Genomic DNA, 25,622 nt, shown 5'->3' with positions numbered 1-25,622 from the left:
GAAAACTTATTCTTATGAAATCACTGTAAAATTAGGATATTCAGCCAGCTCAAACTTCAAAAACTCTTTAATGGCTTTCATGGCAGTATTCTTCCACGCTCCGCCATCAGCCTCAAAGAGGGCGCAATATACACTCATGCCGTCATCTTTCATACGGAACACAAATTCAGATTCCGGCTGTGTTGCCTCTGTAAATGTTCGGTACGGACGGAGCGTTACAGGATTGGGAACCAGTTTTTCCTCTTTTGATGCAATTCCCTTTTTGACCGTTGCAGATTGTGATACGCCATCATCACCATACTTAGCAACCGTACCACTCTCTACAGTTCCAGCAAATCTCAGAATTGACTCTGCGCCCTCATTCTGGATAAATTTAGAGCGTACTCCAATAAGGAAAGCTTCTGAATCAATGAATTTGCCAAACGCAAACTGCGGGATATCCGCATGGACTTCTACCAGGCACTCACGTTTCCGGTCAAAATCCAACTGTGAAATCAGCCTGACTTCTGTTGGGGACACCACCTGAACCAGCATGCTGTCTGCCATATCATCTACACCTGCCTTTATGTACTCGATCAGACCAGATAAAGTGGTCATTTCGATAGACTCTGCCCGGAGTTCTTCATCAATCCCATATTAAACTTATCCTGGGTTCGGAATGATATCTGCACCATTGGTATGTCATATTCCTCTTCCGTATAGGCTATTTTTTCTGGTTCTTCTTCATCCATCAGGAATTTGTGCCACCATCCATGCTGATACTCATACCCCACTCCTTTCAGGCAACGCTCTCCTGCATCTGCCCATTCTTTTCCTGTTCTGAAACCGTATTTTCTCAAAACCTCTGGGGCTATTCCCTCTTTTAATTTCAATCCCATCACGCTACCTCCACTCTCAGTTCGGCATCATCAGATACCATCAATGTCACCACCTGGCAATGCATCATCTCCAGGCACTTATTCATATTGTCGCTGTCAAGACTTTCCGCATCATCAAGAAACACTGGGCAGTTAATTCCTGTAATCTTCTGGATAGAATTACAGATATCCAACTTTCCAATGATCCGGTTTCCTTTGTTTGAAGAAATATCCAACAATGATTTTTTATCAATGGTCGGGATACACACACTTTTATAATTATCTGATTTATTTGTCTCCCATAATTTCCAATCCACATATTTAAACTGTGCATTGATACTGTCTGAAAGCATCTCATTTTTATGTTTATCCAGCTTGTCAACCAGAAAAAGAATCTTTTCACAGTCCGCTTTTGCCTGCTCCATATCCATACGATTCTTCCGAAGTTCTTCAAGGCGCTCCTCCGCTTCCGTTGTGTCTGCTGATGCAATCTGCCTCTCCACTGCCGATAACTCTTCACGCAGATCAGAAAGTTTTATTTTGAGAAGATTACGGATATCTGTTCCAGAAGTCATGGAGTTATGGGCTTCTTCCATTGCGATCACTTCGGCCTGCATGGCCTGAAACTCCTGATTGTCAGACAAATCTACTTCTGGATGAAGAATTGCCAGCTCGTTCTCTTTGTCTGAAATTTCTTTTTTAATGCTACCAGACTGTAATGCCAGTTCTTCCATTTTATCCGATGCAACGTCAATATCTGCACTTGCGTTCTTCATTAAATTAGTGATTTCTTTCCCTTTACCATTTAAATTTTCGAGATGAGAAGCCTTTTCATCATTGAATTTTTCCAGAGCATCTTGTCTACGCTCTTCAAGATGTGTCCTACGTTCTTCTATTTCTACTTCCGGCAACCTCTGTCCACACATTTTGCATATGGTATCGTTTTCTCCGATAACCCATATAGACTCATCAAACTGTTTAGCATTCCATTCTTTCCACTGTGCAAAAACCGAATCACGTTCCTTATTATGACGCTCCAAATTCTGCTCACACCGCTGCTTGTCCAACTCAGCCATGCGGAAATCATTCTGGACATCCCGAAGATTCTGCTGTAATTCCAGCAACTCCCGATTCAGCCGGCTCTTCTGTTCAACCAGCCCGGCATTAGCCTTACGAACATATTCATTCAAGTCCATTTTCTTCTGAAGAATCTGATCAGATTGCCTCTGCCACTGTTCATATTGAGCATCTGTGTCATTCGTCTGAGCTTCCAGTTTTACAATCTGCTCTTTAATAGCATTTGCCTGCAGCTCCAGTTCAGCCGTATCAATGTCCACCGTGCAATCCCGTTCTTTCTCCTTGATCTGACCTTCCAGAATAGGAAGTTCCTTGGAAATCTTGGCTTTACTGGCCTTATTCATGGCAACAATCTCTCCCAGCTCATACTGCTGGAGGAGCGGGACCAATTCAGCCAGATCCTCAAATTTCTCCGACACATCGAAATCGGTCACGCTATCAACTGTTCCAAATAAGAACTCTCGCATTTCTTTTGGCTTTTTGGATAAGAATGCATTGATACTGGAACACATTTTAAAGACATCCATATCTAAATCAAAATAATCATTAAAATCCCGCAGCGTTTTCGGAACTTCATTGATAAAGTATGTATTATTGTCTGCGTAAGAAACCCCATCCTTTCCAAATTTACGCTTCTGTACTTTCTTAACGGAAACCTCCTTCCCGTCCAACTCAAATATCCCCTCTACTGATACATCCATATCAGATACAGGTACTCCCTCTATTTCCCTGCGAACTTTAGGATTATCCTTCAGTTCATAGTCACAGTTAAAGAGCAGCCATGTATAGCCAGTCAGAATACTACTCTTCCCCTTACCGTTCTTACCGATAATCTTTGTAATCTCTGCAAAATCAATGGACATCTCATGGTAGTTCATAAAATTTTGCAGTATCAATTTTTTTAACTTGATTTTCATGACGTTTTTATCCTCACAATTTTTTTCATTGCACGATTACTTCTTTTCTGATACAATTAATATGATTTTTATTTATCAAGTCCCTGATTGCTTCCCGGCTCCAGGGGCTTTTCCAGTTTTAATGAGTTTATACAGTTCATCAATATCTTCATCATTGGCCAGATATGATAACACACACGCTAATCGCCTGTCTTCATCCTTCATTTTTCCTTCTTGTATCTCTTCCGAGATGTATTCAATGCATTCTCTTGTCAGAGTATTCATAACTTGCCCTCCTTCATTTCCTAGTTACTGGAGTTTTTCCAAACCGTATCTGCTGTGGCTCTACATCCTGCCATGCTTTCAAATTCCGAGCCGGTCTGTATTCTATACCAGCCCCTATTCCAGGATACTCTGAGGCCTCATAGTCTCCAACAATTACTCTTGCATACCCATCCGGTGATATTTCCAAATATATACTCTGATCTATCTGCTGCGATATATCCCGCAGGTGCTTTCTTACCTTCACCAGATGGATCATGACATCACCGTCTGTTTTTAGCTTGTCCATGGTCTTTTCTCCTTTCATCCCATTCCCTTGACAAGGCCAATGCAGCATAGATGATAGCAAATATACCGATGTAGCAAATCACCTGTGCTGACAGGCTTGTCGGTCGGAAAAACGGTGGTAGTATTGTTATTGCAGTACAGATAACTGTATCTCTTACAGTTTCATAATACACAGGCTTGTCCCTCCTTCCCGCCATTAGGCGGTTTTATCCTTCTCAGCTATTTCTTCCGGTGTCAATTTTCTGTACTCATATTTGCATCCGTCCTGATCCTCCAGTAACTCCACAAGGATCTGAATTATTCTTTCTTCTCTTTCCGCATTACTCATATTTGCCATAGTTTTCATACACTTCACCTTCCTTGTATTATGGTATGTATGACAGGTTGTCTGGGTTCTGATTGATTTATTAATAGTTCTAATTTATAATGTACTTACAGGCCCCGCCAGGCCGAATACATAAAAAGAGGAGAAACATTAGTGAACAATGAACAAAATAAGCAACTGTGGGAAGTGACCAAAAAGCCTATTACTATCATCTTCCACATGATTTCTGATTTGTTAGCAATCCCGGCAAGCAAAGTAAGACAATTTTCAGAAAAATATGCTGTTCCAAATGATGTTAGCCAAGAAATCTTCCGGCAAAATATATTTGATAATCTTACATCAATAGATGAGAGCAAAATTATTCGTCCTGAATATCAAGTATTAGGACAGGCAATTGATTGTAGCGCATATTGTATTCATCACAAAGAACTCCGTTCTATGTTTGCAGCATTGATTGCTAATTCTTGTAATATTGACTTTTCAACGTTTATGCATCCATCCTTTCCAAATACTTTAAAGCAGATGAGCCCATACGATGCAAGGCTTTTTAAAGAGTTAGCTAAAAATAAAGAGCATTCCATTGATGCAGCAGAGTACCGTGTTGAAACAGATTTCTCTGACAACTATCTACTATTGTACGATTGCATTATTTTTGTAGATGAACCATTTGATAATTTCGATATGCAGTCTCTTTCTATTTCTGCTCTAAAGCAACTAGGGTTAATCCAGCAAATTTCATCTATATCAGTCGTAATTAGTGAAAACTTTATTCACAACAAATTTTTTGAAAGTCTAGAAAAAAAGTATTCCGCAAGTGAATCACGCCCAATAGCACGCGGCACTCAAGTATACTTAACTCCTTATGGAGAATCATTAGCTACAGCATGTTCAATTTATCCGTTCGAAAAAAAATTAACGAAATAATAAAGAACCGATAACCGCGCGGGTACACTCCTTGATATCATGGTCATTTGGAGGTTGGTATCCGCGCTTTTCCAAATACCACGCCCATGCATGAGTAGCTAATTTCCATTGCATCCATTTAAAACCACATAATATTGTCAACACCACAAAAACAATGGTCCACATCTTCCTCACCTCCTCTCATCCGGCTTTCTTGTCATCTGTTTCAGCCAGTTTCTTTTTCCACTTCCGATTCATGTAAGCCATACTGTCTGCTTTTTCAACAAGGATTTCTTTGTCCTCTTCATCCATGTGTGGAAGCACTTCGGCAAGTTTTTCTAAAATGCATTTTTCCTTCTCTGACATTTTGTCCTCTCCTTTCGCTTGTTAAGGACATTATACACCGTTATTTAGTCCTTGTCAAGCATACAACGTATTTCTTTGTCCTTTACAAGCATTTTGACTTGTGATATAATATTTCTATACAAAAAAAGGAAAGTTGGTGATAATAATTGAAGTCCCATGAGAGAATAAGATATTTAAGAAAAAACGTTTTACATATGACTCAAGAAGAGTTTGCAAAATCCATTAAAATATCCCGCTCAAACCTTGGAAATATAGAAACCGGAGCCGTTTCTATAACTGAAAGAGTGTTATCTGATATATGTGATGTACATGATGTCAATATGAACTGGTTACTTATAGGTGAAGGATCACCAATAAGAGAAAAGACACGAACAGAAAAAATTACTGATTTTGCGGCTGACATATTAAGAGATGAAGAAGAATCCTTTCGGAGAAGATTAGTTGAAGCACTGGCCGATCTCGAGGTTGAGGAATGGGAGCTATTGGAAAAAATAGCCCAAAAGGCTGCTAATAAGAGAAAAAGCTAGGCATTTGCCTAGCTTAGTAATCTCTTTACAAACCTTGAAATTATCTTTAATAAGTCATAATTTGTAGATTTTGAAACCAATGTGATGATTTCGTTCTTCAGTTCTTCCATATGTAGCGCCTCCCTCTCAGATATGCAGTGGGAACATATATTCTATTATGAGTATACACCGGGAGTAAAGAAATTTCAAGAACATACGTTCTGTTTTATTGTGTAAACAATATTTTATTAAGGTTACATATATAAGCCGAGAGATTTGCTTAAAATCCCTCATATTTTTTCAAAATATATTTTGGTAATTTATACCATTCCTTCCAACACTTACCATTAGTCACCCCCTACCCTACATGGTACAATTTCTCTGAGGTGGTAACTATTAGTACGGAAGACTTTGAAAAGATATACAATACACATTATAACAATGTGGCGAAAGTAGCTTATCTTATAGTATTAGACAGAGATTATGCCCAAGACATTGCGCAAGAGGTTTTTATGAAATTATATAAGAACGTCAGTAATGGGAATAATATACGAAATTTGCAGGCGTGGTTATATTTAACAGCCAAACATACCTCCATAGATTTTGTCCGAAAATACGGTAAATTCCGGATAATTTGGCTTAGCAAAGAAATCCCAACAAGGAAGAATTATGCCAATGATGTTATAGAACGGACATATCTTTCGTCAGTGCTATATGATCTCAGATGCAAAAACAATATATGGTATGACATGCTCCTTATGAAATATACTCTGGGATTAAGCACTGAAGAAATCGCATGGAGATTTCGTTGCAGTAAAAAAACAGTAGAGAATTGCCTGCGAAGAGCCAGAAATTACATAAAAGCTCAAAATGGAGTTAACTTAGAAGATGTGGTGCTACCATTGTTTATTTACATCATTTTACGGACCCCTTTTTAAGTGAACAGAAAAGGATTGTTTACCTTTGAGGATTATTCACACTATAAAACCACCCCGGGCGGCAACCCGGAACGGTCCAGTATGGTGTTATTTTTGTAACCTAAACTCATACACATATAGAGGAGATGATACCATGAAAAAAATACGCTGTGCATTATATGACCGTGTATCCCATGACCTGCAGGCCAAGTACGGCCTGTCACTGGAAACCCAAATGGAGGACCTGAAAGAATACGCCTTGTCACATGGATACGAAATTGTGGGCACATACTCTGATGAGGGGATTACCGCCAGAAAGAAGCTGCAGAACCGCAAAGACTTTATGCGGCTACTTAGTGATGTGCAGCAAGATAAGATAGACCTTATACTTGTAACTAAGCTGGACCGCTGGTTTCGTAACGTGAAGGACTATCATAATACCCAGGCTATCCTGGAGGCCCATCACTGCAACTGGAAGACAGTCCATGAAGACTATGATACATCCACTGCAGACGGACAGCTTAAAATCAATATCATGCTTGCCGTGGCCCAGAATGAGTGTGACCGCACCAGTGAGCGTATCAAAGTGGTCTTTGCCCACAAAAAACGCCAGGGCCAGCACGTGACTGGCGCAGCTCCATATGGTTACATCCTGGGAGATGACAAAAGGCTACATAAGGATCCTGAGCGTGAGCATATCGTAGATGAGATATTTAAATACTACTTTTCCTGTTTTTCCAAGCGTCGGACTGTCTTTTATATATTAGACAAATACAGCGACGACAAGAAACTCACTGAATACAAGATAAACCGGATTTTATCCAATGAAGCCTATGCCGGCATATATGATGGCATTGAGGGATACCACCCCGCTTATATAACCCCGGACCAATACAGGGAAATCCACAAAATTTCTACAGCCAAAAGTTATCCTCATACCCGGGAGCCTTATCTATTCAGCGGTCTGATAAAATGTCCGCATTGCGGTTCGTGTCTATCCGGTATTACCAAAAAACAAAAGCTTGGAAACGGAGACATCAGTCATTACAAAAGATATCGGTGTAGCAGAAAATTTGATTATCACAGCTCTCCATGCATTACGGAATCCGTTATTGAAGAATATATGGTTGCAAATCTGATACCCCAGTTGGAAAATAATATTTTTAATATCCAGCAACAGCAGCAAGCCATGAAGAAGAATCCTCAAAACCGTGTATCAAAAATTAAATCCGAAATGAATCGTCTAAATCTGTTGTTTCAAAAAGGACGAATTGAGGAAGCATATTATGATCAGGAATATGGGAGACTTGAAAAGGAATTAAAAAAAGAACAGCCGGTAGCTGTTCCCCTGGAAAAGTATTTGGAAATCAAGAAATCCGTCTCAGGTGATTGGCAACGGCTGTATGACAAATTAGATGTAGAGCATCGCAAAGCATTCTGGAAACGCACCATCAAAGAAATACATGTTGACCCAGAAACCCATAAAATCTGTGGGTTTGAATTTTTAGTTTAGAGGTGTAGTATCTTATAAAAATCCGTTGAATTTGAACCAAGCGCCACCGCCCTTGAAAAAGAAGGAGCCGGTTATGTTGTGGCCTCCTGCGGCGTTGATTCCGGTTATGTTCCTTACACAGCCTACAGTGCCAAAAAAAGTTTTATAGAGAAAAATCCGGAGATCATTCAGGGTTTTGTCAATGCCATGCAAAAAGGTATGGACTATGTAAACTCCCACACAGCCGAGGAGATTGCCAAGATCATAAAACCTCAGTTCAAGGAAAACGACTTAGATACCATCACAACCATTGTAAAACGTTATAAAGACCAGGATACCTGGAAAGATAACCTTGTCTTTGAAAAAGACAGTTTTGAACTTCTCCAGGATATTCTGGACAGTGCAGGTGAATTGAAAGCCCGAGTGGATTACTCTAACCTTGTCGTTACCGATTACGCAGAGAACGCAAAAAAATAAGGTACATCAGTTTTAATCTGATATCTCAATTCACACAAAAATACTATCCCCGATGAACCATGGGTTTTCTCACAAATTTTTCACACCACCCCCTTGCAATATCGTTTTTAATCTGATATCATATATAATATATCACTTCTTATACCTGAAACACATAAAAAGTGATGTAAAATCCTTTGAACTTCTTGCTGTAAAAAGCAGTTGTCCTGTCAGCATCTTCACTGACAGAACAGCTGCTTTTTCGCTTTGTTGATATAATAGAGATTCCGCCGCTCTGCGCAAAGCAGTTTTTTTTGCGCCAACGACTGTTTCTGTGTTCTTTGAATCTGTTATGATAAAGGTACGGCTGGCGGCAGATACCTTTAAGATTACAGAAAGTTGGGAGAAATATGACGAAAAACGAAAAGATCCATGAACTGGAGTACTGCAGAAAGTGTTTGAATCAAGTATATCACCTAAACCTAAAAAGAAATGACGTGATGGTATATGAGTATCTGGGTACATGTAAGCATTGTAACAAAACCAGTAAAATCGTGCACAGAGTAAAGCGGAATAAACTGTGGAAGATCATGTTTTCCCGTAAATTAAAAGGTGATTAACGAAAAGAAAAGTTCCTGTCGGCAGCTTCGCAGACAGGAACTCTTCTTTTTCGCTTCGGCTTTTAATTAAATTTCATACCAGATAATCTCATTGGCATCCAGATGCAGTTCAAAGCTGCTTCCATCCCCTTTATATACCACTGTATCCTGGGGCTCATAAGTATTGTTGACCACACAGTATTTTCCATTTTTCACATATGCATGGACTTCTACGTTATAATTTGAGGAGAACCATTTATGCAGGTTTTCTTCATCATGGGATGACCAGAGGATGGCTCTGTAGAGAAGTCTGCTGTTCTCAAAGCTGTAAGGAAGGCCGCTGATATATACACTTCTACCATCTCCGAAATCATTGGCAGCAAGCTGTACTTCCTTATCTACCTGCTTGATGATGGTGGTTTCCGGAAGGGCAAAAATACTCTTCTGGCCCTCGCCAAAGTCTACTTCCCCTGTGCAGTCCTCCGTGATAAAGTGTTCATGTTCTTCCCAGTTGTATTTGTCCACATTCAGAGTGAAACCGTTCTCTTTCTCCACTCCCATAACACCGGAGAGCTGGAAGTAACGTCCCTCTCTCTGGCAGGCGGTAGGCTCACCCACGCCGATAAATCCGCCGCCTTCATATACAAAACGTTTCACTGCTGTAAGGATTTTCTCATCTGCCCAGTTCTCGCCTCCTGAATACGCGGTGTAGGCACCGCCCACATTGAGAATAACGTCAATATCTTTTAAGATATCCGGATTCTCTCTGATGTCATCAAAACTGATGAATCTCACATCAAAGGGCGCGCCGCTCAGTGACTCAATAATACCTGCATAAGAATAATTCTGTTTGTAGTAAATGGCATGGTGTACCATATGATTGCCCCAGGCACGCATTTTGCCCCAGCTATTCAGCACAGCTACACGTTTTACACAATACGGTGTGGTTCCCTTGATATTGTTATACAGGGTCCTGAATTCCCGGCAAACGCTCTCCACATAGTCAATAAAATCCGGGAACTGCATAGCCAGCTTCAGATATCCGCCGTAGCCGATACGGTCGATCGGTTTTCTCAAAATAGCTCTTCTGGCTGTTACCCAGTTTACTTTTGCCTCTTTCACCGGGTCACCGCCCTCGTGGAATGTATCCGGGAAGAAGTAGGGGAGAAAACGTCCCTCTGTATAATCCACACCTTCAATATCACTGATCAGACGCAGGGTAGAACCATTTCCCACACTTCCCACAACAGCGTCCAGACCTATGGATTTGAATTCATCCATAAATGGCTCGGTTCCAATCCAGTGGTCACCTAAGAACATCATGGCTTCCTTGCCGCACTCATGTGTGATATCCACCATCTCTTTCGCCAGTTTGGCAACCTCACGTCTCTGGAATCTCTGGAAATCCTGGAATTCCTTTGACGGAATGCGGTAGGTATTGTTCATATAGCCCTGGTCAATAATGTATTCCGGACGGAATTTATACCCCGCCTCAGCCTCAAACTGTTCCAGAATGTATGGGCTTACGGAAGCGGAATACCCGTACCAATCCACATATTTTTCTCTTGCCAGTTCATCAAAGATCAGAGTGAACTGGTGGAAAAAAGTTGTATAACGAATCACATCAATGTGAGGATTGTCCTGTATGTATTTGCGCAGCCTCTCCATGGAAAATTTGCGGGTCTTTGGCTGGCGGACATCAAAAGTGATCTGCTTTTCCACATCTTTCCAGTCATTGGTCACTGCATTATACATATGTACCGGGTCCCACATAATATAGGCCAGAAAACTGACTGTATAATCATGGAATGCTTTGGCATCATGGATGGTCACATTCCCTGTCTCGTCACTGTACTCCCACTGTTCAGGGGAAACCACCTCACCGGTTGTACGGTCAATCACTTCCCACCAGCGGGTGATATCATCCCTGGAATTAACCTTGAGCATGTCCGGATACAAATGGTTCATCAGATGAATGGACAGCTCACTTTCAGCTGCATTATAGAAAGGTGTCATGATATACATCTGCTGAATCTCATCCGGGTTTGCTTTTGCCCATGTATTGTCTTTTCTGGTTGTATAATAAGTGGAGTAAACCTTGGCATCCACATGGCGCAGCTCCTCAGGATAGTCTGTTCCGTCACAGTCGCGGATAGCGTCTGCGCCCCACCGTTTCACAAGCTCCAGTGTCTCCGGAACCACATCCACATCTGTAGGAATTGTAACCCGCCCCTTCATTTCCGCTCTTTCACTCATAAGAATCTCCTTTCATCCGGTAAAAATATCAACTTTTTTCTCCTTTGCAGACTGCTGCCGCACTCTGCCGGAACTTTCGTCTTACTATTTATAGCATACGCAAATTTTCCTCATAAGTCTATCTTCTTCTTGCTCATAATATTAGATATATTGCTTTTTTACAATCCATTCCAACAATATAGATGAGTTATCAGACTGTTCCAGACCCCGAAAGTTTTTCCCGCACAGCCCAAAAACCGGCACAAAAAAGGTGTGCAGCACCTTGACAAAAGGTCTGCACACCTGTTTCTGCCCAATCCTTAGGAAAGAGGCCTGTTCTGTATTTTTATTACAACCAGCACCACCAGCATGAGAAGAATCGCTATAGGAAGCGCAATCCATGCAGTCTGCACAAATCCTGCAATAATGTAGGATACAAAGCTGACCGCTGCCGCTGTGACCGCATAAGGAAGCTGCGTGGAAACATGGTTTACATGGTCACACTGGGCTCCCGCTGACGCCATAATTGTAGTGTCTGATATGGGAGAGCAGTGGTCACCGCATACAGCCCCTGCCATACAGGCAGAAATGGAAATGATCATTAGCTGCGGATTGGTGTTGGAAAATGCGGAAACTACAATGGGGATCAGGATACCAAAGGTTCCCCATGAAGTACCGGTGGCAAATGCCAGACCGCATCCAACTAAAAAGATAATAGCAGGAAGCAGGTTCATAAATCCGCTTGCTCCTGATTTCACCAGGACTTCCACATACTCTGCTGCACCCAGACTGTCCGTCATGGCTTTCAGTGTCCAGGCAAAGGTCAGGATAAGGATGGCCGGAACCATGGCTTTAAATCCCTCCGGTATACATGCCATACAATCCCTGAAAGAGAGAACCCGACGGGCAATATACAGGACCACTGTGATCACCAGACCAAAAAAGCTGCCCAGTGCAAGGCCTACGGATGCATCACTCTGGGAGAATGCCTCTACAAACCCAGCCCCGTCGAAAAATCCGCCTGTATAGATCATGCCGATGACACAACACACTACCAGACACAAAATAGGGATGACAAGGTCAATCACTTTCCCCTTCATGTTCTCTCTCTGCGTCTCTGCACTGGCATAAGGGCGGCCCGGAGTGGTATACAGATCACCCTGCATTGCATTCTTCTCATGCACTGCCATGGAGCCGAACTCTACCTTCATCAGTACCATTCCCACCATCATGACAATGGTAAGAAGGGCATAAAAATTATAAGGAATGGCCCGCACAAAAAGGGAAAGCCCGTCCTCCCCCTCAACAAATCCGCTGACTGCAGCAGCCCATGAGGAAATAGGAGCTATAATACAGACCGGAGCAGCCGTGGCATCAATAAGATAGGCCAGCTTTGCCCTGGAAACCTGCTGCTTGTCCGTCACCGGACGCATAACACTGCCCACGGTGAGACAGTTGAAATAGTCGTCAATAAAAATCAGCACACCCAGCAGGATCGTGGCAAGCTGCGCGCCCACACGGCTCTTAATATGCTCGCCTGCCCAGCGTCCAAAAGCTGCGGAACCTCCTGCATTGTTCATGAGACACACCATAATGCCCAGAATGACCAGGAATACAAGGATCCCTACATTGTAGCCATCGGAAAGCACGCTGATTATGCCTCCCTGAAAAATCTGTGTTACCGTTCCCTCAAAGGAAAAGTTGGAGTAAAATAAAGCTCCCACCAGAATTCCAATAAACAGAGAACTATAAACTTCCTTTGTGATCAGTGCCAGCGCGATCGCCACAACCGGCGGCACAAGCGCCCAGAAGGTCGCGTACATTTTGGGTTCATATGCCGTCTCGCCCTCCCCGGCAAATACTGTGACTGCACACAGCAGCACCATAAGCGCTGCGGACACCCACATGACCCATCTTCTTTTCCTGCTTCCCATAGAAACATCCTCTCTTTCTTTTCCCGGTTTCTGCCCTGTACTGCAGTGCTTTCTATTATTCCGGACAATAAAAAGCCATGAACGGCAATCCCTTACGGGAACGCGTTCATGGCAGCAAAATTTCTTTCTCTGTCCAAGATGATAGCGCTCCACTTCCAGTGACAGTACGACGCATCTTATGCGGCGTCCCAGAAACAGACACCCGGGCAGGTATCCATCCCTTCGGCAGCTTCCCCTTTCTTTCCGGCGGCCGCCCGGCCTTTTCTGCGGAAATACTCTTGAAACCTGCACCTCTATCATTCTGCCGTTCCTGACACATTGTCAGAAACCGTTTTTTATTTCCATGTTATCATAACATTATCCCGTCAGAAATCCAAGTGTTTTTGACACATTTCTTCCTAAAATTCGTTTCATCTGTTATGATCCGCTAATTTCTCCCTTTATGGTAGTTCTCGCTTTCAGGGTCCAACTACGATGGAATGCATTTCGGTATTGGCTGTCTCATGCTTTAGCTGCGCAGCGCGCTGAATTACTGCTTTTAATTTTCTATATATATAGAATACTTTCAGATAATATGGTATAATGATTGAAAGAATAATAGATAACGGACACCCGATCGTTACCCACAGTTTTATACAAGGAGGGATGGATATGGCTAACCGCATCATTACGATCAACCGAATGTATGGCAGCAATGGAAGGCTTATCGGAAAAGCACTTGCAGAGAGACTTGATATTCCGTTTTATGACAAAGAGCTCATCACCCTGGCAAGCCAGGAAAATGATATTCCCCTGGAGGAACTGAAAAAAGTAGATGAAACGCGGGCAAACCAATGGCATCTTCCGGTGAAAGACGCCATGCAGATGGAACCCCAGTATCATTTTCAGCCCATGAACGACGTGCTCTTTGGGTCCCAGTCTAAAATCATTCATGACCTGGCAGAAAAGGGAGACTGCATTATTGCAGGACGCTGTGCTGACCAGATTCTGGAGAACAAATGCAAAAGTATTTTCATTTTTGCCCCCTTTGAGTACAGGGTAAAAAACATTATGGAACGTATCGGCAGGGAAGAGCGAAGCGCCCGCTCCCTGGTCAAAAAAATGGATAAGAGAAGACGTTCCTACTATGAATACTTCACGGATGCCAAATGGCTGGATATGACCCACTATGACCTCTGTTTAGACAGCAGTAAATTTTCCCAGAAGCACATTCTGGATATGCTGGAGGCGGTTTACAGAGATATGTAAATGACCGGATCGAGTACTAGGGACATCCACCGATGTCCCTTTTTTCACAGCCTGACAGAAACATAAGTTCCGTCCTGCGCTGTGACGTTTATGATCTCCAGGCCTTTATACTGCCGCAGAACCTGATAGCATTCACGGCAGGCCTGACGGAGAAATTTTTTGTTGATATCTTTTCCGTAAGGAGCAGGCAGAGCATTCTGCATTTCCCGGACAGCACGCTCCGGGATGCAGGCTATGGCTAATCCCGCAAGCCGCAGAGGTACCGGAATGAAAAGTCGTACATCCTTGGAGCGTATAATGATCCTCATCTTCTCTCCCCTTGCTTAACCGATGTAGATTTTTACAACATCACCGGCTTTAGATACCACATTCACAATATCACCGATCGCCTCCGCATCCAGACAGTCCACAACGGTATCCAGAATCTCCGTGAGTTCAATACCCTGCATATTTTCACTGACAACAGGAAGCTTTCCTGTGACTTTGAGGATCTGGCGGATGGCTGTCACCGGAAGCTGCACGTTGACTTTATCCCCCTCACTGCTGTCGACCACAATGCGTACCATTCTTTTATCATAATCCATGTTGACCGGTTCGGTTTTTACTACTTCATAGGAAGCTGACCCAGCCTCCTTTTGTGGTGTCAGAGCTGCCAGAAGTTCCGATGCCTGCTCTGCTGTAATTTTGCCTTCCTCTAACATTTTCAAAATCCTTAACTGTTCTTCCATGATATTCTCCTTTTATTTTGATATTTTCATTTTTTTATTTTTATTTCATTTGCTCCAAAGCTTCCTCCGGGGTGATCTCCCCGCGTTCCAGGGCATCCAGTATTTCCTTTTTCTTATTGTCCGGAGCCGGAGCCGATTTGTAACCCAGCTTCTCTATCACCTCGTCCAGACGGGAACGGACTGTGGGATAAGAGATTTTCAGTTCTTTTTCTACTTCTTTGATGTTGCCTCGGCAGCGGATGAATGTTTCGGTGAAGAAAAGCTCCTGTTCGGACAGGTAATCAAATTTGTTCAGGCGGAAATCATTTTCAATTACCGTATCACACTTGTCACATTTTAATTTGATCACTTTGAGCTGGCCGCCGCAGACCGGGCACTGACTGATTACTTTATACATTTGTTTTCCTCCTTATGTTTTATATAATATACCTACGTTTCGTATATGTCAATATAAATATTCATATTTTTAATATCTATATTAATTATTTTAATTTTGTCGTTAAATATATTAATTTTAAGTATTCATTCCTTTTATATATCACCTCATGTATCCTCTATCCGCACTTTTATACCCATCTGCAGAGCTGTCAACTCTAATGTACCGGCTCTTCCGGCACGCCCCCTGCTGCCGCCCAAAGTGATATTTCCCACTCCCGGTTTTACCGCCTATAGTCCCACATCCGAAAAAATACCAAAGATCGTATTCTGCCTGCGTTTTTTCCACACAAAAATCCAGAGAACCCGTTCTTCCGGAAAACAGAAAGAACGAATTCTCTGGAGTGCTGTATGCTTCACTTCTCACCCGGGTACAGCGAAACGTGAAACATCAGTATGAAATACTTAACGGGATGCACCGGCTCATCAGATTTCTTTCACCGGCAGCAGTTCTATATATCCCCTGTGACCTACCGGTTCAAGCTGTATGCGGGGATTTTCCTTATCCCAGCAGCAGCCGATCACTTCCGGATCGTATTTTTCAATTGCCTGCTGCACCTCCGTGATCGCCTGGCAGTACCCCTCCTCCTCGAAGGGCTCTCCGCGAAACATCAGGTATTTTGCTGCCGGAAGGTCTATGCATTCAAATCCCTCCGGCACCGGCTCCTGGAAATCTGCCGCCACTTCCACACCCTGCACATATTTCGATGTGCCCGAAGTGCGGTATGCATCCGGAAGCCATAGACATACAGGTTCGCCGCTGATGGATTTTATACTGGTGAGGATTCCCCACACATCACACCCTACTTCCCCGCAATACTGAAAATAGTCCTCCGCGTCCTTACCTCTCTTTAAGATCACTTTTCTTGCTGGCCGCTCTGTCATCTGAACAAATACACTTTTTACACTTTCCATATCTTCCGGCTCCTTTCGCAGGTTTCTGTATTTTACGCCGTAGGGGATAAACAGAAGCAGAGGCCCCGGTTTCGCCGTGTACTCTCTGGGATTACAGCCAAATTCCCGAAAAAAAGCACGCTGATACCCATCCACACTGCCGAATCCCATATCCAGTGCCACATCCAGAATCCTGCATTTCTCATCCCGCAGGCGCAAGGCGGACCGGGAAAGGCGCAGGCGGCGGATGTAATCTGCCGGAGTGAGATTGGTATACTCCTTAAACAGGCGGTATGAATACCAGGGAGAATACAGAGACACTTCCGAAAGCTTCGCCAGCGTGATATTTTCACTTAAATGTTGCTCGATGTAATCCTGCATTCTCTGAACAGCCAGAATCTGCTCTGTCATTTCTGTCACCTCCCTACAATTGTTATCATACCGGAACTTCCAATATTACTCTCGACCTTTTTTGCCAACCACAAAACGCTTGTCCTTCCTTACAAAAGGATTTGGATCATAAAACAGCTGCGGTACCTGCCGAATGGTTCAAATACCGGCAGGCCGCAGCAGCTTTCTTTTGTATCACTGTTTTTCCTATATAATATAATTCAGGGAACACTGCTTCTGCCATTCTACCAAATCTGCCAGTGTGTATTTGTCCACCACACTTTTGATGGCATTGTCCAGCTCCTGCCAGAGAACAAGCGTGGGGCAGGCTTCCGCACGGGGACATTCGTTGGTCTCCCCTTCCAGGCATTCCACCGGTGCCAGGCTGCCCTCTGTCAAACGAAGGATAGAACCAACGGTATACTCCTCCGGCTTTTTTGACAGGCGGTAACCGCCCTGGGGCCCGCGGATGCTTTTCACATAACCGGCGCGGGCAAGGATAGACACGATCTGCTCCAGGTATTTTGTGGAGATTTCCTGTCTTGACGCAATTTCTTTTACTCTCACCGGACCGCCCTCATCGTGTATGGCTATATCCAGCATCATACGCAGTGCATAACGTCCTTTTGTTGATATTTTCATGAGTTACCTCCAGATATCCCTTTCTTTCCGAAGGCAGATGCTGTCATCCCCGCTTCCCCTGTACCTGTCAGGATATGGCACGAAATGCCTCCTCCAAATCCTGGAGGATGTCATCAATGTTCTCCGTACCTATGGACAGGCGGACAGTGTTGGGACGGATTCCCTGCTCTGCAAGTTCTGCTTCGGTGAGCTGGGCATGGGTGGTGGAAGCCGGGTGAATGACCAGGGATTTCACATCAGCCACATTTGCCAGCAAAGAGAAAAGTTCCAGGTTATCGATGAATTCTTTTGTCTTCCCGGCATCTCCTTTTACCTCAAATGTAAAGATAGAACCGCCCCCATTGGGGAAATACTTTTTATACAATCTCTGCTGTTCGGGATCTTCGCTGACAGACGGATGATGAACTTCCTCCACCAGCGGATGTTTCTGTAAATATTCTACCACTTTCAGCGCATTCTGTACATGGCGTTCTACCCGCAGAGACAGAGTTTCCAGCCCCTGAAGGAAGAAAAATGCATGGAAGGGAGAAAGCGTAGCACCTGTGTCGCGCAGCAAAATGGCTCTGATCTTTGTCACAAAGGCAGCCGGACCAGCGGCTTTTGTAAAGCTTACCCCGTGGTAGCTGGGATTGGGTTCCACAAGGGAAGAAAATTTTCCGGATGCCTCCCAGTCGAATTTTCCGCTGTCAACGATCACACCGCCCAGAGCCGTACCGTGGCCGCCGATAAACTTTGTGGCGGAATGTACCACAATATCAGCCCCGTATGCAATGGGGCGCACCAGGAAAGGCGTTGCAAACGTGTTGTCAACCACCAAAGGAATTTTATGGGCATGGGCGATCTGCGCAACAGCCTCAATATCCACCACTTCAGAACGGGGATTTCCAAGTGTCTCAATAAAAATAGCTTTCGTGTTCTCCCGAATGGCCCCCTCCACTTCTTCCTTATTAAATATATCCACAAATGTGGTTTCAATCCCATAGTCCGGCAGGGTATGTTCCAGCAGGTTATAAGACCCCCCGTAAATATTTTTTGCGGAGACGATGTGATCCCCCTGTTTTGCCAGGTTCTGGAAGGTATAGGAGATAGCCGCTGCCCCCGACGCAACAGCCAGTGCTGCCACGCCGCCCTCCAGGGCCGCAATTCTCTGTTCAAATACATCCTGCGTGGGATTTGTCAGCCTTCCGTAAATATTCCCCGCATTTGACAGATCAAAACGTGCTGCCGCATGTGCGCAGTCATCAAACACATAAGAGGAGGAGGCATAAATAGGTACTGCCCTTGCACCTGTTGCCGGATCCGGAGCCTCCTGACCCACATGGAGCTGTAAAGTCTCGAATTTGAAATTTCTGTCTTTTCTCTCTGTTTTTTTCATAGTTGTCACCCTCACCTTTTCTGATATTTTTATAACGCCGATTAAGCTTTGGCGCAAAAAGCTGTTCTTTGTTCCGGGATCTTAATTCTGGAATAATGGCGTGGAATAATATCTGTCTCCGCTGTCCGGAAGAAGCACAACGATATTTTTCCCTGCATACTCTTCTCTCTTTGCCAGTTCCATAGCTGCATACATGGCCGCACCGGAGGAGATCCCTACCAGAATGCCTTCTTTTTTTGCGATTTTCTTTGCGGTTTCAATGGCTGCATCATTTTCCACCTGTATGATCTCATCGTATATCTCTGTGTTCAGCACCGTTGGGATAAAGCCTGCCCCGATGCCCTGGATCTTGTGAGGCCCCGGCCTGCCGCCTGAGAGGACCGGTGAATCTGTTGGCTCTACTGCCACCACTTTAACAGCCGGATTTTTTGATTTCAGATACTCTCCGGTACCTGTGATGGTTCCGCCTGTGCCAACCCCTGAAACAAAGACATCCACGGTGCCCTCCGTGTCGTTCCAGATTTCAGGTCCTGTGGTCTTTCTGTGCATTTCCGGATTGGAGGCATTTTCAAACTGGCCCGGAATGAAGCTGCCGGGGATTTGACGGCTAAGTTCCTCCGCTTTTGCTATGGCCCCATTCATGCCCTTACTTCCCTCCGTCAGCACCAGCTCCGCACCATAGGCTTTCAGTATATTCCTGCGCTCCACGCTCATAGTCTCCGGCATTGTAAGGATCAGGCGGTATCCCCTGGCTGCGGCCATGGATGCAAGGCCTATGCCTGTGTTGCCGGATGTTGGTTCTATCAGCACCGTACCCGGACCGACCAGCCCGGCCTCCTCCGCAGTATCCAGCATATTTTTGGCAATCCTGTCTTTCACACTTCCCGCCGGATTCAGATATTCCAGCTTTGCCAGAACTGACGCGTTCAGCCCCTCCTCCTTTTCCATATTCTGCATTTCCATCAAGGGAGTGCCCCCAACCAGCTCTGCTGCGCTTCTATAAATATGATCTCTGCTCATCATTTTCTCCTTTCATATATTTCCTATCGAATTAATAGGAATTATAACCGCATCTGTCCCGTCTGTCAAGAAAAAAATCCCAGATTGCCTGATTTTTTTTCAGATACAATCTGGGATCTTGCTAAATTTCATCCGGCGGATCCATTCCTTCCGGCATCTCTCCTTCCGGTAGTTCCATTCCCTCCGGCATCTCTCCTTCCGGTGGCTCCATTCCCTCCGGCATCTCTCCTTCCGGAGGCTCCGTTCCCTCCGGCATCTCTCCATCCGGTGGTTCCATTCCCTCCGGCATCTCTCCATCCGCATTACCCGGATTTTGGCCATTCTTCCTATTTCCTTTCATGCCGCCGTCCATTCGTCCCATACCTCCTGCTGCGCCATTGGACGTGACTACGGCTTCCAGGGTCAGCTCATTACTTTCGTTTCCGGCAGTAAGGGTATATGTCTCCCCCTCATTCATTTCCGGACAGCTGATCAGCACAGAAGAATAATTTTTCTCAGGCGCCCAGTTTAACAGCTCATTGCCGTCTGCATTTTTTAAGATAATCGCAGACTGTGCCTCCTGGGACTCTGTGAGATTTTGCAGAATAGAACACTGGGTGGAGGAATCACTGAATCCCTGTGCCATACCGGAACTTCCCACGGCTATGATGGTTCCACCTGTGATATCCGCGCCTCCGTTATAGTCAAGAGCACCATCACCGTCGGACACAGGGCCGTTTACATATACGGTTCCCCCTGACAGAAAGAGACTGCCGTTAGAATCAAGACCGTCCCCCTCAGCGTCCACTTCCAGAGTTCCCCCTGTGATCTTAATGTAGGCTTCCGTATCATTCTCCATGCTTCCATCCCCGCTGCCGCCGGGCACGTCTGCCTCCTCCTCTTCCGTCTTGGCCTTTGCCGCATTTACCCCGTCATCACTGGCTGTCAGACTGGTCTCGCCGCCGTTTACCACCACTCTGCGGCCTTCCAGTCCTTCATAACAGGAGTTTACAGCAATCACTCCATCGTTCACCACAACATCCAGATCCGCATGAAAGGCATCATCCCCTGAGTCCACCGTAAAACTGCCGCCGTCTATCACAATGCTCCCGCCGGTATGCAGGGCATCATCTTCTGTATTAAGAACAAAGGTACCGCCTGCAATATAGATATTGCCTTTTTCCGTCTCCTCCGTATTTTCTGCTTTCATTCCCTTGCCCTGGGATGTGAGGCTGAATGTGCCGTCCCATATTTTTATGCAGTCTTTTCCGGTCATGCAGTGTTCCGCGGCATTGACTGTAATCTCTCCGCCTGTAATGACCAGATCATTTTTTGATACCATGCCATGTTTATAAGAGGCAGTCACTTTCAAAGCCCCGCTGCCATTTACGGTAAGGTCATCCTTGGAAAAGACTACCCCGTCTACTGTGTTGTCATCTGTCTGTGTATAGGTATTTCCTCCGCTCAGACTGTTCTGACTTCCCTCTGCCAGCGTGAGAAATACTTTGTCCGCGTTTTTTACATAAACAGCAGCGCTTGTCTCACAGTGGATTTCCGCTCCGTCAAGAACGATCTGCACTTTGTCACTGTCCCCTGCATCTACCACGATCTGTCCGTCACGGAGTTCCCCGGTAATACGGTAGATACCTTCCCCGCTAATGGTGATCGTGCTGCCGGAGACCTCTGCACTGCCGCTCTCTGACTGAATGGTATCTCCATTCAGGGTTATCTCACTCACCGCATCCGCCGCATAAGTGCCATCTCGATCGCGTTCGGTAAATTCCGTATCTACCTCTGATCCTGTCAGCTCCAGATCCCGGTCCACGCCTTCCGTGCTGCCGGTTCCCCCCATCATACCGCCTCTGCCGCCGGCTGCCGTATCGGATACCGTTTTATCGGTCTCCCGGCTGTCTGCCTGTTCATTTCCGCATCCCCAAAGGCTGCCCGCCGACAGCAGAATACCCAGAAGCACTGCTGCCGCTGTTTTTTTATTATACATCTGTCTCACAGCTCCTCTCTGACAATCGCAGCCCTGCTGCTTAATATCTCCAGGTTTCCATTTCGGCAGCGAAGGGCATCTATCAGCCTCTTCTCGTCTTTCTGCTCTTTCAGCACAACCTGGTACTCCAGACGGAACAGGCTGCCCATATTGGTGGTCTTTACCTGGATCAGTTCCCATCTCTTCAAATATTTTTCAAAGATCTCATCAAACACCTCCGTGTAATCCAGAGATTCCGGAATCGTAATACGCAGTGCTCTCTCCTGCGTATGTTTCTCCCCAAACCTGCTGACTGTAAAAATGGTGTTGACTGCGCCGATCACCACCACAAAAAGTGCCGCAATACCGATATATCCCATGCCCGTAGCCAGCCCCACAGCCATAGCCAGGAAAATACTGCTGATCTCTTTGGCCGTTCCGGGCACAGAACGGAACCTGACTAGGGAAAATGCCCCCATCACCGCCACACCGGTGCCCAGATTCCCATTCACCAGCATGATCACCATCTGCACAATGGCAGGCATCAGCGCCAGAGTTACAACAAATCCCTTTGTATATGTATTGCGGTACATGTAAATCCCTGCGATCGCGATCCCCAAAACCAGGGAGGCCGCTGTACATGCCAGAAAAGTCCCCAGGGAAAATGTGGCTGCTGTCTCGTTCACCAAAATTGACTGAAACCAGGTATTAAGCACAATATTTCCCTCCTTCCCGTTTTCCTTCCCTTGTATGCCGGACATTTTGAAGCTGGTATGCCTTTCCGTATTTGGAAAACGATATGGGATAAATGTGAAGCTGGTCCAGAAGTTCCGAAAGCCATACAGGCATGGCCCCTGGAATTTTGATTTCCATAAGCTGCTGCCCCTCCTCCAGTATCTGCCGGCCCCATGCGCCCTTTCTCAAATCCAGTTCCCGGCTCCGAAACCGGATATCCCAGTCAAATGTCACTCTGAGTTCCGGCTCCTCCATATCATAGGCAGCTATCCTGTCGTAAGCGATGTACATGGCCGGCCTGATATCTTTATAATACTGTAAAAACCAGTCAATTTCCCGCAGAACCTGTGTCTCTACCCCCGGCATCTCACGTCGCAGGAGATATCTCTCAGCCTCGGAAAGCACCATACTCTCCCGCCGCTTGTATACAATACCCTTATATTTCTTCTTCAGTTCCAGAAATACAGGCCCGTCCTTTTTCGGTGTTCCATAACTGCGAAGCCGGAGCTTTTCCTTATAGACCGGCTTGTCCAGGGATGCACGGATAAGCCGGGCATCCGGTGTATCAAAATAAATATTGCATATGGTGGTTGTCCCATATTGATCCGGGATAAGCCTCCCGCTTGTCCTTTTTACAAATTCTTTATATTGACTGTCGTCCAGCAGGTATTTCTTCTCGTAGCGCTTAAATGTCATCTGATAACTGCCCATGATGTTCCTCCTTGGTTTACTTATTTTTTACTTCTGCCTCAGTATAGCGCTTCAACCTTAAATCAACTTAAAAAGACAGACAGCAATTTTTTTTCTGCTGTCTGCCTTAAAGCAGCCGTCTATTTCAATGGGAGCCTTGCCGTGAAGCAGATACCCGAATCCTTTGCCCTGGCGGTGATCTTTCCCCTATGTGCTTTTACAATGGCATGAGCCACCGACAGTCCGATTCCGTATCCCCCTGTCTTTCTGGAGCGGGAACTGTCGGCCCGGTAGAACCTGTCAAAAAGCCTGTTCAGATCTCCGTCCGGAATCTCCTCACAATCGTTGTAGACAGAAAGCTCCAGGGTTCGCTCTTTTTTCTCCAGGGTTATACGGATACATCCTCCATCCGGGGCATATTTGACTGCGTTATCCATAAGGATCGTCACGAACTGCCGGATATTGGATTCACATCCGTTCATATAAAGTCCTTGAGGTATCTGCTTCTGCATCTGCAGCCCTTTTGCCTGCGCCATGGGAGCAAAAGCATCCACACACTCTTTTACCGTCTCGGAGCAGGAAAAATCTGCGGTCTGAAGCCTCTCCTGCATTTCATCCAGCCGTGACAGCGTAAGCAGATTTTTCACCAGCTCTCCCAGACGCTCCACCTGGTTTCGGATGCTCCTGGTCCATTCACTCTCCCCCTCACACATTTCGATCACCTCTGCATTGGCAGAGATGATGGCAATGGGGGTCTTGATCTCATGACCTGCGTCCGTTATGAACTGTCTCTGCTTTTCCATACTCTCGATCACCGGTCTGATTGCCCTTCTGGAGAACACACTTACAAAAAACAGTACCAGCACCAGGCAGAGAAATGCCACGAGCAAAGATATTCCCGCGAAGTTCCGGATAGACTGCAAATCATTGCCGCAGTCTACAAACACCAGAAGCGTCTGTCCGTCCTCCTTCACAGTCTTCTGGTATTTGTATTGGCCGCAGTAGCCCTTTTCCCTGCCCTTTTCCAAAACCTCATTGGCAAATGCAGCCACCTCCTCCTCTGTAACTGCAGCCACATGCGTCAAATCCACCTGCATCTGTGAGACAGGCACTGTTTCACCGGAATCTGTCAGTTCTTTTGGAATGGTCACGGAAAAGTACCGGGTCTCAAAAGGCGTCTCCTCTGACATCCGGTAGCTAAACAGCCCGCCCCGTCCGCGTATACCATCGCCCTCCTGCGAAGCCGGCGGTTCCCCGGGACTTAGCGGTTCCTCAGACTTGTCTTCCCCATCCTTTGGCCTTGTCTCCTCACCGGGTTCGGGAGGATGGCTGCCCTTATCCCATTGCTTTGGAAAACTCCCGCCGTTTTGAACCAGCATATCCAGAAGGATATTGGACTTGCCGTTGGTCTGGTAAATATTCAGCCCATTGATCCCCCCTACCACAAGCAGAAGCACAGCGAGCAGGGAGATCATGGTTATCATGACAAACTTCCTCTGTAGTTTTTTTATCATATGCACACCTTTCCGGCTCAGGCTTTTTTCTCCAGTTTATACCCGATTCCCCTGGCTGCCTTGATTTCCACAGGTGCACCCAGACTCTGGAGTTTCTTTCGCAAATAGGAGAGATAGACCCATACCACACTCACCTCGGCCTCCGCTTCAAATCCCCATATCTTTTCCATGAACTGCTCTGCTGAGATAAACTGATTGGAATTCCTCATGAGCATTTCCATCATCTGAAACTCCTTATTTCCCAAACGGAGAGACTGGCTTTTATAGCCCAGTTCAAAATTCTCCCGGTTCAGGGTCAACTCATGGAAATCCAGCACATTTGCTGAGAACTCTGACTTTCTCCTGGTCATGGCCCTGATCCTGGCAAGCAGTTCTTTCATGGCAAAAGGTTTTGGAAGATAATCGTCCGCTCCCAGATCAAGTCCTGTGACCCGGTCTTCAATCTCCCCCTTTGCAGTGAGAAGCAGGATAGGCACAGTACAGCCCTGCTTTCTCAGCGCTTCCAGCACTTCAAGGCCGCTCATCCTGGGCATCATGATATCCAGGATCATACCGTCATACGCAGCCGCCTGGGCCCAGTCATAGGCATCTGCCCCGTTATAGACCACATCTATGGAATAATTGTTGTGCTTCAACACTGCTGCCAGCGCGTTTGCCAGCTCTTTTTCGTCTTCTGCAAGAAGTAGCCGCATGTTTTCCCTCCTGTGGATGCAATAAGATAGATGATCACCTTTCCCCCATGAAACGGATCCGGGAAAGGAGATCGTAAATTGTTTTATTATCATAATATCATAAAAACCTTAAAAGAAGCTAAAAAAATCCCCGGAACTGCAGATAGTCCTCTGCAGTTCCGGGAACAGA

General features: G+C 45.4%; 27 protein-coding genes, 1 pseudogene and 1 riboswitch. Of the genes and pseudogenes, 6 read left to right on the top strand and 22 right to left on the bottom strand.

The annotated features are described in order from the left end of the window. Positions 1-12: 12 nt before the first annotated feature. The 6 genes from C6P39_RS19220 to C6P39_RS27535 form a co-directional block, all read right to left on the bottom strand. Positions 13-597 carry a hypothetical protein gene (locus C6P39_RS19220; protein ID WP_207657141.1) on the bottom strand — a complete coding sequence of 195 codons (585 nt, stop codon included), beginning with the start codon at positions 595-597 and terminating at the stop codon, positions 13-15. Next, on the bottom strand, positions 594-872 hold the full coding sequence (locus C6P39_RS19215; protein ID WP_242987082.1) for a hypothetical protein: 279 nt from the start codon (positions 870-872) through the stop codon (positions 594-596). Before C6P39_RS19215 ends, C6P39_RS19220 begins: the two co-directional genes overlap by 4 nt. 5 nt (positions 873-877) lie before the next feature. Beyond that, positions 878-2,851: a coiled-coil domain-containing protein gene (locus C6P39_RS19210; protein WP_104804865.1), complete on the bottom strand. Its 1,974-nt coding sequence runs from the start codon at positions 2,849-2,851 to the stop codon at positions 878-880. Positions 2,852-2,926: 75 nt separating this feature from the next. Beyond that, positions 2,927-3,115, bottom strand: a complete 189-nt coding sequence (locus tag C6P39_RS19205; RefSeq protein ID WP_104804864.1) for a hypothetical protein — start codon at positions 3,113-3,115, stop codon at positions 2,927-2,929. 13 nt (positions 3,116-3,128) lie between these two features. Continuing rightward, positions 3,129-3,401 (bottom strand): hypothetical protein, encoded by a 273-nt coding sequence (locus C6P39_RS19200; protein WP_104804863.1) that lies wholly within the window; start codon positions 3,399-3,401, stop codon positions 3,129-3,131. 195 nt (positions 3,402-3,596) lie between these two features. Further along, entirely contained in the window at positions 3,597-3,746 is a 150-nt protein-coding gene (locus C6P39_RS27535) for a hypothetical protein (RefSeq protein ID WP_158661632.1), read from the bottom strand. Between the two features lie 132 nt (positions 3,747-3,878). On the opposite strand from C6P39_RS27535, the gene C6P39_RS19195 reads away from it, so the two are divergent. Then, positions 3,879-4,649 carry a DUF4393 domain-containing protein gene (locus tag C6P39_RS19195; protein ID WP_104804862.1) on the top strand — a complete coding sequence of 257 codons (771 nt, stop codon included), beginning with the start codon at positions 3,879-3,881 and terminating at the stop codon, positions 4,647-4,649. Here the strand turns inward: C6P39_RS19195 and C6P39_RS27530 are convergent. Continuing rightward, entirely contained in the window at positions 4,638-4,814 is a 177-nt protein-coding gene (locus tag C6P39_RS27530; RefSeq protein ID WP_158661631.1) for a hypothetical protein, read from the bottom strand. The genes C6P39_RS19195 and C6P39_RS27530 overlap by 12 nt on opposite strands. A gap of 15 nt (positions 4,815-4,829) precedes the next feature. Next, on the bottom strand, positions 4,830-4,994 hold the full coding sequence (locus C6P39_RS27525) for a hypothetical protein (RefSeq protein WP_158661630.1): 165 nt from the start codon (positions 4,992-4,994) through the stop codon (positions 4,830-4,832). A 146-nt stretch (positions 4,995-5,140) separates the two neighbouring features. Between C6P39_RS27525 and C6P39_RS19190 the strand changes: the two genes are divergently transcribed. From C6P39_RS19190 to C6P39_RS19175, 4 genes and pseudogenes are all read left to right on the top strand, one after another. Continuing rightward, positions 5,141-5,521, top strand: coding sequence for a helix-turn-helix domain-containing protein (locus tag C6P39_RS19190; RefSeq protein ID WP_104804861.1), 381 nt, complete (start codon positions 5,141-5,143; stop codon positions 5,519-5,521). A 365-nt stretch (positions 5,522-5,886) separates the two neighbouring features. Next, positions 5,887-6,438, top strand: coding sequence for an RNA polymerase sigma factor (locus tag C6P39_RS28775; protein WP_408608515.1), 552 nt, complete (start codon positions 5,887-5,889; stop codon positions 6,436-6,438). Positions 6,439-6,571: 133 nt separating this feature from the next. Next, the gene (locus C6P39_RS19180) at positions 6,572-7,930 is read left to right on the top strand and encodes a recombinase family protein (RefSeq protein WP_104804859.1); all 1,359 of its coding nucleotides are present in this window, start codon (positions 6,572-6,574) and stop codon (positions 7,928-7,930) included. Positions 7,931-7,951: 21 nt separating this feature from the next. Continuing rightward, a pseudogene (locus tag C6P39_RS19175) lies at positions 7,952-8,386 on the top strand (ABC transporter substrate-binding protein); the annotation flags it as partial. A gap of 665 nt (positions 8,387-9,051) precedes the next feature. Here the strand turns inward: C6P39_RS19175 and gnpA are convergent. Together gnpA and C6P39_RS19160 are read right to left on the bottom strand one after the other, a co-directional pair. After that, positions 9,052-11,220, bottom strand: coding sequence for a 1,3-beta-galactosyl-N-acetylhexosamine phosphorylase (gnpA, locus tag C6P39_RS19165; protein ID WP_207657140.1), 2,169 nt, complete (start codon positions 11,218-11,220; stop codon positions 9,052-9,054). A gap of 299 nt (positions 11,221-11,519) precedes the next feature. Continuing rightward, complete coding sequence (locus tag C6P39_RS19160) at positions 11,520-13,133, bottom strand: Na+/H+ antiporter NhaC family protein (protein ID WP_104805990.1); 1,614 nt, start codon at positions 13,131-13,133, stop codon at positions 11,520-11,522. A 134-nt stretch (positions 13,134-13,267) separates the two neighbouring features. Further along, positions 13,268-13,437, bottom strand: a riboswitch (Lysine riboswitch). A 347-nt stretch (positions 13,438-13,784) separates the two neighbouring features. Between C6P39_RS19160 and C6P39_RS19155 the strand changes: the two genes are divergently transcribed. Further along, a complete protein-coding gene (locus tag C6P39_RS19155) occupies positions 13,785-14,381 on the top strand; it encodes a cytidylate kinase-like family protein (protein ID WP_095170553.1) in 597 nt (198 codons plus the stop codon). Positions 14,382-14,425: 44 nt separating this feature from the next. Here C6P39_RS19155 and C6P39_RS19150 read toward each other — a convergent pair whose 3' ends face one another. From C6P39_RS19150 to C6P39_RS19095, 12 genes are all read right to left on the bottom strand, one after another. Next, positions 14,426-14,689 (bottom strand): hypothetical protein, encoded by a 264-nt coding sequence (locus C6P39_RS19150; RefSeq protein ID WP_095170556.1) that lies wholly within the window; start codon positions 14,687-14,689, stop codon positions 14,426-14,428. Positions 14,690-14,704: 15 nt separating this feature from the next. Further along, entirely contained in the window at positions 14,705-15,109 is a 405-nt protein-coding gene (locus tag C6P39_RS19145; protein WP_095170558.1) for an SHOCT-like domain-containing protein, read from the bottom strand. A gap of 40 nt (positions 15,110-15,149) precedes the next feature. After that, positions 15,150-15,506 carry a DUF2089 domain-containing protein gene (locus C6P39_RS19140; protein WP_065542492.1) on the bottom strand — a complete coding sequence of 119 codons (357 nt, stop codon included), beginning with the start codon at positions 15,504-15,506 and terminating at the stop codon, positions 15,150-15,152. A gap of 464 nt (positions 15,507-15,970) precedes the next feature. Beyond that, positions 15,971-16,849 (bottom strand): helix-turn-helix domain-containing protein, encoded by an 879-nt coding sequence (locus C6P39_RS19135; RefSeq protein ID WP_104804857.1) that lies wholly within the window; start codon positions 16,847-16,849, stop codon positions 15,971-15,973. Positions 16,850-17,035: 186 nt separating this feature from the next. After that, positions 17,036-17,470: an RrF2 family transcriptional regulator gene (locus C6P39_RS19130; RefSeq protein WP_095170565.1), complete on the bottom strand. Its 435-nt coding sequence runs from the start codon at positions 17,468-17,470 to the stop codon at positions 17,036-17,038. A gap of 67 nt (positions 17,471-17,537) precedes the next feature. Then, on the bottom strand, positions 17,538-18,845 hold the full coding sequence (locus C6P39_RS19125) for an O-acetylhomoserine aminocarboxypropyltransferase/cysteine synthase family protein (RefSeq protein ID WP_104804856.1): 1,308 nt from the start codon (positions 18,843-18,845) through the stop codon (positions 17,538-17,540). Between the two features lie 81 nt (positions 18,846-18,926). Further along, the gene (gene cysK, locus C6P39_RS19120; protein ID WP_104804855.1) at positions 18,927-19,865 is read right to left on the bottom strand and encodes a cysteine synthase A; all 939 of its coding nucleotides are present in this window, start codon (positions 19,863-19,865) and stop codon (positions 18,927-18,929) included. Positions 19,866-19,986: 121 nt separating this feature from the next. Then, positions 19,987-21,843 (bottom strand): carbohydrate-binding domain-containing protein, encoded by a 1,857-nt coding sequence (locus C6P39_RS19115; protein WP_104804854.1) that lies wholly within the window; start codon positions 21,841-21,843, stop codon positions 19,987-19,989. A 5-nt stretch (positions 21,844-21,848) separates the two neighbouring features. Beyond that, positions 21,849-22,538 carry a DUF4956 domain-containing protein gene (locus C6P39_RS19110; protein ID WP_095170573.1) on the bottom strand — a complete coding sequence of 230 codons (690 nt, stop codon included), beginning with the start codon at positions 22,536-22,538 and terminating at the stop codon, positions 21,849-21,851. Then, the gene (locus C6P39_RS19105; protein ID WP_104804853.1) at positions 22,531-23,268 is read right to left on the bottom strand and encodes a polyphosphate polymerase domain-containing protein; all 738 of its coding nucleotides are present in this window, start codon (positions 23,266-23,268) and stop codon (positions 22,531-22,533) included. The genes C6P39_RS19110 and C6P39_RS19105 overlap by 8 nt, the downstream gene beginning before the upstream one ends. A gap of 119 nt (positions 23,269-23,387) precedes the next feature. Further along, positions 23,388-24,761 (bottom strand): sensor histidine kinase, encoded by a 1,374-nt coding sequence (locus C6P39_RS19100; RefSeq protein WP_104804852.1) that lies wholly within the window; start codon positions 24,759-24,761, stop codon positions 23,388-23,390. 17 nt (positions 24,762-24,778) lie between these two features. Beyond that, the gene (locus C6P39_RS19095) at positions 24,779-25,453 is read right to left on the bottom strand and encodes a response regulator transcription factor (RefSeq protein WP_095170579.1); all 675 of its coding nucleotides are present in this window, start codon (positions 25,451-25,453) and stop codon (positions 24,779-24,781) included. Positions 25,454-25,622: the final 169 nt, after the last annotated feature.

The sequence above is a fragment of the Blautia marasmi genome (assembly GCF_900258535.1).
In the GTDB taxonomy this organism is placed as follows: domain Bacteria; phylum Bacillota; class Clostridia; order Lachnospirales; family Lachnospiraceae; genus Blautia; species Blautia hominis.
The sequence above is the reverse complement of the archived record's forward strand: the minus strand, read 5'-3'. Positions and strand labels throughout refer to the sequence as shown.

Coding starts and splice junctions, on each gene's coding strand:
- C6P39_RS19125 (WP_104804856.1), bottom strand. CDS start 18,845: ATGAAAAAAACAGAGAGAAAAGACAGAAATTTCAAATTCGAGACTTTA.
- C6P39_RS19140 (WP_065542492.1), bottom strand. CDS start 15,506: ATGTATAAAGTAATCAGTCAGTGCCCGGTCTGCGGCGGCCAGCTCAAA.
- C6P39_RS19160 (WP_104805990.1), bottom strand. CDS start 13,133: ATGGGAAGCAGGAAAAGAAGATGGGTCATGTGGGTGTCCGCAGCGCTT.
- C6P39_RS19220 (WP_207657141.1), bottom strand. CDS start 597: ATGACCACTTTATCTGGTCTGATCGAGTACATAAAGGCAGGTGTAGAT.
- C6P39_RS19100 (WP_104804852.1), bottom strand. CDS start 24,761: ATGATAAAAAAACTACAGAGGAAGTTTGTCATGATAACCATGATCTCC.
- C6P39_RS27530 (WP_158661631.1), bottom strand. CDS start 4,814: ATGTGGACCATTGTTTTTGTGGTGTTGACAATATTATGTGGTTTTAAA.
- C6P39_RS19205 (WP_104804864.1), bottom strand. CDS start 3,115: ATGAATACTCTGACAAGAGAATGCATTGAATACATCTCGGAAGAGATA.
- gnpA (WP_207657140.1), bottom strand. CDS start 11,220: ATGAGTGAAAGAGCGGAAATGAAGGGGCGGGTTACAATTCCTACAGAT.
- C6P39_RS19210 (WP_104804865.1), bottom strand. CDS start 2,851: ATGAAAATCAAGTTAAAAAAATTGATACTGCAAAATTTTATGAACTAC.
- C6P39_RS19200 (WP_104804863.1), bottom strand. CDS start 3,401: ATGGACAAGCTAAAAACAGACGGTGATGTCATGATCCATCTGGTGAAG.
- C6P39_RS27535 (WP_158661632.1), bottom strand. CDS start 3,746: ATGAAAACTATGGCAAATATGAGTAATGCGGAAAGAGAAGAAAGAATA.
- C6P39_RS19130 (WP_095170565.1), bottom strand. CDS start 17,470: ATGAAAATATCAACAAAAGGACGTTATGCACTGCGTATGATGCTGGAT.
- C6P39_RS19155 (WP_095170553.1), top strand. CDS start 13,785: ATGGCTAACCGCATCATTACGATCAACCGAATGTATGGCAGCAATGGA.
- cysK (WP_104804855.1), bottom strand. CDS start 19,865: ATGAGCAGAGATCATATTTATAGAAGCGCAGCAGAGCTGGTTGGGGGC.
- C6P39_RS19180 (WP_104804859.1), top strand. CDS start 6,572: ATGAAAAAAATACGCTGTGCATTATATGACCGTGTATCCCATGACCTG.
- C6P39_RS19095 (WP_095170579.1), bottom strand. CDS start 25,453: ATGCGGCTACTTCTTGCAGAAGACGAAAAAGAGCTGGCAAACGCGCTG.
- C6P39_RS19115 (WP_104804854.1), bottom strand. CDS start 21,843: ATGTATAATAAAAAAACAGCGGCAGCAGTGCTTCTGGGTATTCTGCTG.
- C6P39_RS19150 (WP_095170556.1), bottom strand. CDS start 14,689: ATGAGGATCATTATACGCTCCAAGGATGTACGACTTTTCATTCCGGTA.
- C6P39_RS19105 (WP_104804853.1), bottom strand. CDS start 23,268: ATGGGCAGTTATCAGATGACATTTAAGCGCTACGAGAAGAAATACCTG.
- C6P39_RS19135 (WP_104804857.1), bottom strand. CDS start 16,849: ATGACAGAGCAGATTCTGGCTGTTCAGAGAATGCAGGATTACATCGAG.
- C6P39_RS19145 (WP_095170558.1), bottom strand. CDS start 15,109: ATGGAAGAACAGTTAAGGATTTTGAAAATGTTAGAGGAAGGCAAAATT.
- C6P39_RS27525 (WP_158661630.1), bottom strand. CDS start 4,994: ATGTCAGAGAAGGAAAAATGCATTTTAGAAAAACTTGCCGAAGTGCTT.